The 9004-nt window shown below is 72.9% G+C and carries 8 protein-coding genes and 1 pseudogene; 2 read left to right on the top strand and 7 right to left on the bottom strand.

What is annotated here, in order from left to right; all coding sequences use genetic code 11:
• Nucleotides 1-466 (bottom strand): annotated as a pseudogene (locus tag MJ797_RS24525) (DNA-binding protein); the annotation flags it as partial.
• 163 nt (nucleotides 467-629) lie between these two features.
• Nucleotides 630-1670, bottom strand: a complete 1041-nt coding sequence (locus tag MJ797_RS24520) for a TIR domain-containing protein (RefSeq protein WP_239341731.1) — start codon at nucleotides 1668-1670, stop codon at nucleotides 630-632.
• 56 nt (nucleotides 1671-1726) lie between these two features.
• Between MJ797_RS24520 and MJ797_RS24515 the strand changes: the two genes are divergently transcribed.
• Together MJ797_RS24515 and MJ797_RS24510 are read left to right on the top strand one after the other, a co-directional pair.
• Nucleotides 1727-1951 carry a type II toxin-antitoxin system Phd/YefM family antitoxin gene (locus MJ797_RS24515; protein WP_239341728.1) on the top strand — a complete coding sequence of 75 codons (225 nt, stop codon included), beginning with the start codon at nucleotides 1727-1729 and terminating at the stop codon, nucleotides 1949-1951.
• Between the two features lie 51 nt (nucleotides 1952-2002).
• The gene (locus MJ797_RS24510) at nucleotides 2003-3925 is read left to right on the top strand and encodes a rhodanese-like domain-containing protein (protein ID WP_239341734.1); all 1923 of its coding nucleotides are present in this window, start codon (nucleotides 2003-2005) and stop codon (nucleotides 3923-3925) included.
• Nucleotides 3926-3956: 31 nt separating this feature from the next.
• On the opposite strand, the gene MJ797_RS24505 is transcribed toward MJ797_RS24510, so the two are convergent.
• The 5 genes from MJ797_RS24505 to MJ797_RS24485 form a co-directional block, all read right to left on the bottom strand.
• Nucleotides 3957-4694 carry a zf-HC2 domain-containing protein gene (locus MJ797_RS24505; RefSeq protein WP_239341725.1) on the bottom strand — a complete coding sequence of 246 codons (738 nt, stop codon included), beginning with the start codon at nucleotides 4692-4694 and terminating at the stop codon, nucleotides 3957-3959.
• Between the two features lie 195 nt (nucleotides 4695-4889).
• On the bottom strand, nucleotides 4890-5705 hold the full coding sequence (locus MJ797_RS24500; protein ID WP_239341722.1) for a metal ABC transporter solute-binding protein, Zn/Mn family: 816 nt from the start codon (nucleotides 5703-5705) through the stop codon (nucleotides 4890-4892).
• Nucleotides 5626-6513 carry a metal ABC transporter permease gene (locus MJ797_RS24495; RefSeq protein ID WP_239341719.1) on the bottom strand — a complete coding sequence of 296 codons (888 nt, stop codon included), beginning with the start codon at nucleotides 6511-6513 and terminating at the stop codon, nucleotides 5626-5628. Before MJ797_RS24495 ends, MJ797_RS24500 begins: the two co-directional genes overlap by 80 nt.
• 1 nt (nucleotide 6514) lies before the next feature.
• Nucleotides 6515-7147: a metal ABC transporter ATP-binding protein gene (locus MJ797_RS24490; protein ID WP_239341716.1), complete on the bottom strand. Its 633-nt coding sequence runs from the start codon at nucleotides 7145-7147 to the stop codon at nucleotides 6515-6517.
• Nucleotides 7144-8829, bottom strand: coding sequence for a class I adenylate-forming enzyme family protein (locus MJ797_RS24485; RefSeq protein ID WP_239341713.1), 1686 nt, complete (start codon nucleotides 8827-8829; stop codon nucleotides 7144-7146). The genes MJ797_RS24490 and MJ797_RS24485 overlap by 4 nt, the downstream gene beginning before the upstream one ends.
• Between the last annotated feature and the right edge of the window lie 175 nt (nucleotides 8830-9004).

Raw genomic sequence — 9004 nt, 5'->3', positions numbered from 1 at the left:
GCACCGTCCCGTCGCCGCCGCCGCCGGCGGCGAGCAGCAGCCGGCCGTCGGTGCCGGTCGCCCACACCACCGACCAGACCCCGCCGGTGTGGCCGGTGAGGGTGTGCAGGGTCTGGCCGCGGGCCGGGTCCCAGACTCGCACCGTCTGGTCGCTGCTGCCGGTGGCGAGTAGGAGCCGGCCGTCGGTGCCGGTCGCCCACGCCACCGAGGTGACCGTGCCGGTGTGGCCGGTGAGGGTGGCTGGCGGTTCGGCGACAACAACATCACCCGGTAGCCACGGCTCCTCCCACCGGGTAGCCGGCACGGCCGGCGGTGCACCGGCGGGCCGAGGCGGAACCCCCCCAGGGCCACCGGTGTGGCCCACGCTGCGGGCGTGCGCCACCGCCCAGGCGCGCAAGGCACCGTCGACGGGCGGGACGGCGGCGCTCACCTGGGTCGTAGACCGGTTCCCCCGCTGCTCGTCCACACCGCCCCCGTCACCTGCCGGCGCCGCCCTGCGGCGATCAGCGTAACCCGGCGAGTGGGCCCGCTGCTCCTCGGGCCCCGAACCCGCTTCCGGTCATGAAGCTGAGGGAACAAACGGTCGCGGCAGCGGTCGTTCACGTGCTCACTTCTGGACGGCCCGGCCGTCAGCGCCCGCCGGGGTCGAGGCCGTACCGCCGCGCGAGGGAGCGGAATACCGTGTTGTGGGGCTGAGCGTGCAGGGCGGAGGTCAGCAGCCCCCGGTACGGTGTCGCGACCGCGCCATTCTCCAGGTCGATGAGGATCATGTTCCAGATCTGCTCGGAAACGGCGTTCGCGAAGCCGGGCCGGCGCGACCGCGGATAGTCGATGCGCCTCAGTACCCGCTCGGCCGCCATGTCGGTGGTGAAATTCTCCGCCAGGGCGGTCAGCAGCGCCTCCCGATCGTCCCGGCTCAACGGGATGTCCCCACCGGGTCCGGACGCGCGCGTCGTCGCCACTGCTTCCTCCTCCATGGCTACTTCCTCGACCGCTACCGCAAGCGCCCCCGGGCTGGGACGGCCTTCACCCCGCGGGGCGGACGGCCCGGGGCGTGCGGGCAGCGGCGGGCGGTTCCCGAGCACCGGTTCGAGCTCCAGCGGCTGGCCGAGCAGGGCCCGCAGGAGCGCCTCAAGCCCGGTGTCGGAGATCTCGTTCACCCGGTAGTGGGTGGTCGAGTAGGGGCGGAGGAAGTCGGGGATGTCGTCGGCGGTCGCGTCCGGGAGAACGACCGGCAGGACGCGGAGCAGGCCCGCGGGCTGGTCGCGGTAGATGACCTCGCGGATCTGGCCGGCCTCCCACTGCACGCCGCGACCGTCGTCGGCGGCGGCATCCCCGCCGGCCCGGCGCCGGTAGGCGGCCGAGGCGATCACCAGGATGACGTCGGCCGCGCGGATCTCCCGCTCCATCCACACCGTCCAGTCCTGCCGCCGCTGGGAGGCTGGCAGGTCGCACTTCGCGTCGATCCCGCGCGAGCGCAGAAACCAGTACAGCTCCCGGACGGCCTCGGCGTGCGCGTCGGACGTGTGGGCGTAGGAGATGAACACCCTCGGCGGACGTTCCGCGCCGGCACCGTCGTCGGCACCGTCGGCGTCGGCATCGTCGATCACGCGCACCCCCACACTGCGGCCAGCCACGGAGATCGTACGCTGGACTACAATTCCGACCATGGAGACGCTACCGCTCGCCGAAGTGAAGACGCGGCTCTCTGAACTGGTGACCAGGCGTGACCAGGCATGACCAGGTCACCGTGACCCGCAACGGCCGTCCCGCGGCGGTCGTGGTCTCAGTGGAGGAGCGGGAGAGCCCGCACGAGACACTGGCGATTCTGGCCGACACCGACATGGTGGCAGCGATCCGGGAGGCGCGCGAGCAGGTCGCGGGCGGCGAGGTCTACCCCACTGAAGAAGTGGTGGCCGCGTCCCGGCGGCGGGGCCAGCGGAGCGCGTGAGCGAGTCTTTGCACGAGCCCCTCGTGGGGATAAGGGAAGGACGGTAGCGCCATCAGCGCCAGATATATCGTCATCGGAGCGGGCGCTGTGGGCGCGACCGTCGCCGCGCAGCTTACCGGGGCTGGAACCCGGGTGGTCCTGGTGGCCAGGGGCGCGAACCTCGAGGTGCTGCGATCCCAGGGCCTGCGCTACATCCGGCCGGACTCCGACCGGTGGCTCCTGCTCGACGTCGTGGGAGGGCCGGACGAGGTCGACCTGCACGCGGACGACATCCTGGTGCTCGCCACCAAGTCGCAGGACTCCGAAGCGCTGTTACAGCAGTGGGCGTGGCGCCCGGTGGATGTGCCCGGCGCGGTGCGCACGGCCGCGGAGGTGCTGCCGATCCTGTTGCTGCAGAACGGGCTCGAGAACGTCCGGACGGCGCTGCGGCGGTTCGCCACGGTGGTCGACGCGGTTGTTCTCAGCCCGTCCTCGCATCTGCGGCCCGGGGAGGTCGTGTCCCCGGGCGCGCCGCTCGTCGGCGCCTTCTACCTTGGCCGCGCGCCGCGTGGCAGCGACCCCGCCGTGGAGCGGATCGCGGCCGACCTGCGCCGGGGCTCGTTCGCCGTCACGGTGGTCGGGGACATCGACCGTTGGAAGGCCGGCAAGCTGCTCGACAACCTGGCCTACAACCTCGATGCGCTCTATGCTCCCAGCGAACTGCGGGACACGGTGGCGGCGGCGCTGGTGGACGAGGCGCGGGAGGTCTTGGCCGCGGCGCGGATCGAGGCCGTCGACGTGCAGGCGGACAGCGCCCTCGAGCTGGTCCTGCACGACATCCCCGGCTACGAACGGCAGGGCAGCTCCACCTGGCAGAGCCTGGCCCGCGGTGGCTCGGTCGAGTCGGACTTCCTCAACGGCGAGATCGTGTTGCTCGCGCGCCTGCACGGGCTTGACGCGCCGATGAACGCGGGGGTGCAGCGGCGGAGCGTTACGGCGGCGCTGGCTCGGACGTCCCCTGGCGGTCTTGACGAGACCGATCTCGCGGCTCTGCTGGCGTCGGCGCGCCGCCGGCCGCCGGGTAAAACCGGTGCACCGCTGAGCAGAGCGGACGGAGGAATCGGCGGCTCCCAGCGGCGGGGCGATCCCAGCGGATCCGTGGTCCTCGTCGACGCGGAGCGCCTGCACGACGAACTGCTGTCGGCCACGCCGCCGCTGCTGCTGGACGTCCGCTGGGCGCTTGGCGACCCACACGGCCGTGATCACTATCGTGCGGGCCACCTGCCGGGCGCGGTCTATGTCGACCTCGACACCGAGCTCGCAGCCGCACCGGGCGGGAGAGCCGGCCGGCACCCGCTCCCCAGCGTGGCGGCGCTGGAGCGGTCGGCCCAGGGCTGGGGGCTCACCGCCGGCCGGCCGGTCGTGGTCTACGACGACAACGGGGGACAGTCCGCGGCTCGGGCGTGGTGGCTGCTGCGCTGGGCGGGCGTGGACGACGTGCGCATCCTCGACGGCGCGCTGGGCGCCTGGCGGGAGGCCGGCTTCGAGATCGAGGCCGGGGAGACCGTCCCGGTCCCCGGAGACATCGTGCTCACCGCGGGACACCTGCCGCTGCTCGACGCCGACGGCGCCGCCCGGGTGGCCCGCGCGGGTGTCCTGCTCGATGCCCGCGCGCCGGAGCGCTACCGCGGCGAGGTGGAGCCCGTCGACCCGCGCGCGGGGCACATCCCGGGCGCGGTCAGCGCGGCGACAGGGGACAACCTCGACGGGACCGGTCGTTTCCTGTCCCCGGACCGGTTGCGTGCCCGTTTCGTGGCGTTGGGTGCCGACGGGTCAGAGCCTGTCGGGGTCTACTGCGGATCCGGGGTGACGGCGGCCCACCAGATCGCCGCGCTCGCGGTGGCCGGGATCGAGGCCGCGTTGTTCGCGGGCTCGTGGTCGGCGTGGTCGTCCGACCCCGACCGGCCCGTCGCCACCGGTACTGGCACCGGATGACCGTGATCCACGCCGCTGTTGCCGGGCGCTCCTACGCGGCCCGGTGGTGGCTCACCGAGCGTAGCGGCGGGCGGTCTGGCCGGCCAGGCCGGAGATCCTGCGCCGTCCGTTCCGGCTCCCGCTCGCTGTCGGTGACCGGCTGACCGGTGGGCCAGCGCGGCACCGGCCTGCCACGGTGGTGTTCGCCGCGATCCACGAGGTAGAGCAGGGCCAGCCCGACGAAGAGCGGCAGATGAGTGATCATGCGGCTCCACGGTGCCGCGCCCACTGCAAGATCATGAACTGACAGCCCGGTGAGCGCGACAACGAAGCCGGACATGGTGGGCAGCAGGCCAGCCGCGTGCCGTGCGTACATGGCCGCCCACAGCATCCCGATCCCCAGCGCGAGGTTCCATGCCGCGCTCTCGTTGAACAGATGCGCCGGTGACAGATGCCCGTGGACGCTGTGCCCCTCGGCGTCGGCGGCTGCCCCGTCGAGCAGCTGACTGAGGCTGACGACGATCTGGATGACGGCGACGCCGCCGAGGGCGATCCGGGGGAGCGGCCCGCGGGAGCGGGCCGGCGTCCCCGACATGACAGCGTCGACCATGTCGGGGACGGCCGAGACCTCGTCCACCCGCAGCGACCGGCCCAGCGCGATAGCCGTCTCCTCCCAGCCGCGGCACCGCGCGCAACCGGCAAGATGGGCGTCGATCAGCTCGGGAGGCTGGGACTCGCTCTCCCCGTCGATGCGGGCTGAGACCGCTTCGCGGCATGTACTGCAGTCCATCTGCCAATAGTCGCGCGTTCGGGCTGTCCGGTTCCCGGGGCGGGGTTTTCACCCGTTTCATCCTGTCGCGGCCTGGGTGACTTGAGCGATCGGCACCAGGGGACGCGGCGTCGCGGGGCTGAGGCACGCGCCTCGCGCCGTTGTCGCCGGTTGGTCAGTGCCGGTTTGTCAAGCGGCGGATGCCAGCGGCGGGTGTCAGCGCTGTGCGGACAACGCCGCGATGATGCGGCCGGTGTTCGTCCGGAAGACCTCGAGCAGGTCGAGACTGGCGTCCGGATAGTTGATGATCTCGACTCGGGTCGAGCCGGGGATGTCCGGGTTGACACTCGGCAGGTGTGCGTTGGCCAGGACCAGCGCCGGCCTCTTCGCGGACAGATCGGCGAGCTGCCCGGCCGAGACCGGCTGGGGGCCGTAGGTGCCGACGACGGACAGGCCGGCGAAGGCACCCCAGTAGGCCATCCACAGGTGGGCGACCGCGGTCGGTGCCGGCGTCGGCAGCGCGGCCTTGACCCTGCCCGACAGCGCGGCGTATTCGCTGTCGAACAGCGACAACCATGCGGTGGCCGCCGTGGCGGTACCGAACATGGCGCCGAGCCGGGTCACCTCGGATCTGATCGCCGTCGGCGTGTTCTCCAGCTCGACCGGCACGAGCCGGCCCGCTCCACCAGCCGCGGCCTTGAGCTTGGCGGCGAAACCGTCGAACACGGAGTACAGGATGTAGTCGGCACCGGTGACCTTGACGAGATCGCCGGGGGTGGGTTCGAAGTCCGGCGGATGCTGGACGGTGGCGGGTGCGATGACCGTGATCTTCCTGGCCCCGGCCGCCTTCGCCAGGGCACCGACCCAGCTGGTCGAGGCGACCACTGTCGGTCCCGCGGCCGGTGTCGCACCGGCCGGCCGAGTCCCGGCCGCGGTTGCGGCGGACGGGTTGTCAGTGCTGCCACACGCGATCGTCGACAGGGACAGCATCGTCGCCAGGACGGTCAGCGCGGCGGCGCGAAGGACGCGCATCCGTTGCTCCTTCAGGAATCAGATAGGTGAGCAGGGTCAGGGCACCGGCGACCAGGACCAGCACGGGGCCGGGAGGCTGGTCGACCGCCAGGGCGACGGTGAATCCCACCGTGCTGCCGAGCAGCCCGAGAACGACCGACCAGATCACCATCGACCGCAGAGAGCGGCCGAGAGCGCGGGCGCCGAGGGCGGGCAGGATGGTCAGCGCGTCGACCAGCAACGCGCCGGTGAGCCGGATCGCGGCGCCGATGGCGACCGCGACGACCACGAGCAGCGCGAGCATCAGGGCGTCCGCGGGCACTCCCGAGCACAGCGCCAGTTCCCGGTCGAACAGCAGCAGCGCGAGCTGGCGCCGATGGCGCCGGTAGAGCAGGTGCACAGCCACGGCGAGGACGCCGAGCACGACCAGGTCGACGCCGCGGACCGCCAGGATCGAGCCCCACAGCAGCTCGAACGCGCCGGTGGCGTTGACCCCGGAGAGGGACAGCACCAGCAGCGCGCCAGCGATCGCGAACGTCATCAGCAGGCCCATCGCGCCGGGCAGGCCCGAGGGCCGCCGGGCGAACGGCGCCACCCCGGCGCCCGCCAACGCGCAGGCGGTGAGCCCACACAGCGTCGGGTCGGCCCCGGTGAGCAGGCCGACCGTGATCCCCAGCAGGGCGACGTGCATGACGGCGAACCGGACGGCGATGATGTCCAGCCCGATGATGAACACTCCGGCGATCGGCAGCGCGACGGCGGCGATCAGCAGGCCCGCGGCGCCGCGCTGGACGGCGGGCAGCGCGAGGAGGTCGACGAACCGGTACATGTCAGATCACCCGCAGCCGGCCGGCGGCCATCTCAGCGACCCGGTCACACGACCGGGCCATCGCCCGGTCGTGGCTGACCACCACAACCGTGACCGGCAGCCGGGTGAGCAGCCGGGCAACCTGCTCCTGGCCGGCGAAGTCGAGTGCCGCGGTGGGCTCGTCGGCGAACAGCGCCTGGGCGCCCGCGGCGACCGCGCCGAGGGCACGGCTGAGGAACACCCGCTGTAGCTGCCCCCCGGACAGGGTGTGCAGCGGCCGGCCGCCGAGCCCTGCCACACCGAGCCCGGCGGCGGCCTCCCGGGCCGCGGGTGGATGCCCGCCGCTGTCGAGCAGTTCGTCGACCAGCAACGGGAACCGGCCGGGGGACAGGCGCTGGGGAACCCAGGCGACCTGCCGGCGGCGTGCCGCCCACTGGGCGCGGGTGCGGGCCGCGACGCTGCCGACGGTCACCGAGCCACCGGCGAGGGGATGCAGGCCCAGGGCCGCGCGCAGCAGGGTGCTCTTGCCCGATCCGTTCGTTCCGGTCAGGGCGACGTGCTCACCGGCGCCGACATCCAGAACGACGCTGTCGACGGCGGTGCGCCGGCCGTACCGGCAGGTCACGCGATCGAAGTGGATGGCCGCGGAGCTCACCGCGGCCCGCTGCCGGTGAGCTGTTCCCGCAGCCACCTTTTGTCGATCTTGCCGGCCGCGGACAGCGGCAGCTCGTCGAGGATGTGCAGGCTTTCCGGGAACTTGGCCGGTTCCAGGCCGTGCGCGTCGGCGAGGTAGGCCGTCAGCTCACCGAGGGCGGGTGCCGCGGCTCCGTCCTTCGTCGCCACGCACGCGGCCAGCCGTTCGCCCATGATCCGGTCAGGGACGCCGACGCAGGCCACCTGACGGACCGCGGGATGCTGCGCCAGGAGCAGCTCGACCTCCACCGGGCTGATGTTCCGTCCACCACGGATGACGATCTCGTTGCGGCGCCCGACGACGTGCAGGAAACCGTCGCGGTCGACACGTCCGAGATCGCCGGTGCGCACCCAGCCGCCGCCGGTGCGGTAGCGGTCGTCGAAATCGGCGTCGACATAGCAGAGCGGACTCATCGGCCCCAGGCCCCAGATCTCCCCGACCCCGTCGACGGGCACGTCCCGCCCGTCCTCGCCGACGACCCGGATCGCGGCGACCGCCGGGTTCGGCCGGCCGACGGCCGAATGCACCTCCGTCGGCGGGCAGCCGGGATCGGTGGTGCAGTTGACGCCGTCGGCGGAGCCGTAGCAGTTGACGAACCCGCAGCCGAAGGCCTGCCGGCAGGCCTGCACGGTGGCCGGGTCCACCCGGGAGCCGCCCGCGACGACCGCGTGCAGCGAGGACATGTCCACCCGGTCGATCATCGGATGGTCGAGCATCATCGCGAACATCGTCGGTACGCCGAACACCAGGTGCGGGCGGTGCGCGTCGATGGCAGCCAGCGCGCGGCCGGCCTCGAAACGGGAGCGGACGATCAGCGTGCCGCCGAAACGGGCGACGGTCACCGCGGAGCCCGACGAACCGAACGAGGACGCCAACGGCACCATGAAGAAGTTGCGCATCGGTGTTGGCGGGGCATGCAGGGCACCGATGAACGCCCCGCGCCCGCCGGCCAGCGCGTCATGCGAATATACGATCATCTTCGGCGCGGCCTCCGACCCGGAGGAGATCAGGATGCGGGCTGGCGCGGCCGGGTCGACGGGCTCCCCGCGGGCCAGCGGCGGACCGGAGTCAACCAGGTCTTCCAGGCTGTCCGGGGCGCCGGACCCGGACGCGATCACCATCCGCAGATGGGGCAGGTCGCGGCGCAGCGTGTGCAGCACGTCCGCGGGGGCGACGTCTCCGTGCCGGTGCGGCACCACCGCCGCGGCCGCTCGGGACCGGGCGAGCAGGGCGAGCGTGTCCCGCCGGCCCCGTCCGACCGGATAGGCGAGGACGACCGCTCCGACGGCGGCGGCCGCGAGATCCACAGCGACCGGGCGCCATCCGTTCGGGAGCTGGACGGCGATCGTCTCCCCGGGCCGGATACCGGCCGCCTTGAACGCGCCGGCCAGCCGGGACACCCGGGCGGCAAGATCGGCATAGGTGGCCTCGCCGTCGTCGTCGAGGACCGCCGGCCGGTCCGGATGCCGCAGCGCGTTCTCGGTGAACAGGGCGTGGAGATCCCGTCCCGGATAGAAACCGGCGTACGCCCACCATGCGCGCAGCGCGGGCGGAACGAGATCGCGCACCGGCAGGACGCTGGACACCGAGGCGGCCGGTCCGGGCAGGTCTGGTTGCGTGAGTCCCGGATCCAGCGCGGTCATCGGGTGAACCTCCACGGTGGGCGGACAAAGGCACAGCCGTCGATCTCGATCAGCGGGCGGGCCGCCGGATCACCGGCGAGCAGCCCGAGCCGTGGGCAGACCCGCACCGCGGTGCCGCCGGTGGCGGCGAGCGCGGCCAGCGCCTCGTCGGCGGTCAGCCGGCGCAGCGCCTGCG

The organism is Protofrankia sp. CiP3 (genome assembly GCF_917627345.1).
In the GTDB taxonomy this organism is placed as follows: domain Bacteria; phylum Actinomycetota; class Actinomycetes; order Frankiales; family Frankiaceae; genus Protofrankia.
The sequence above is the reverse complement of the archived record's forward strand: the minus strand, read 5'-3'. Positions and strand labels throughout refer to the sequence as shown.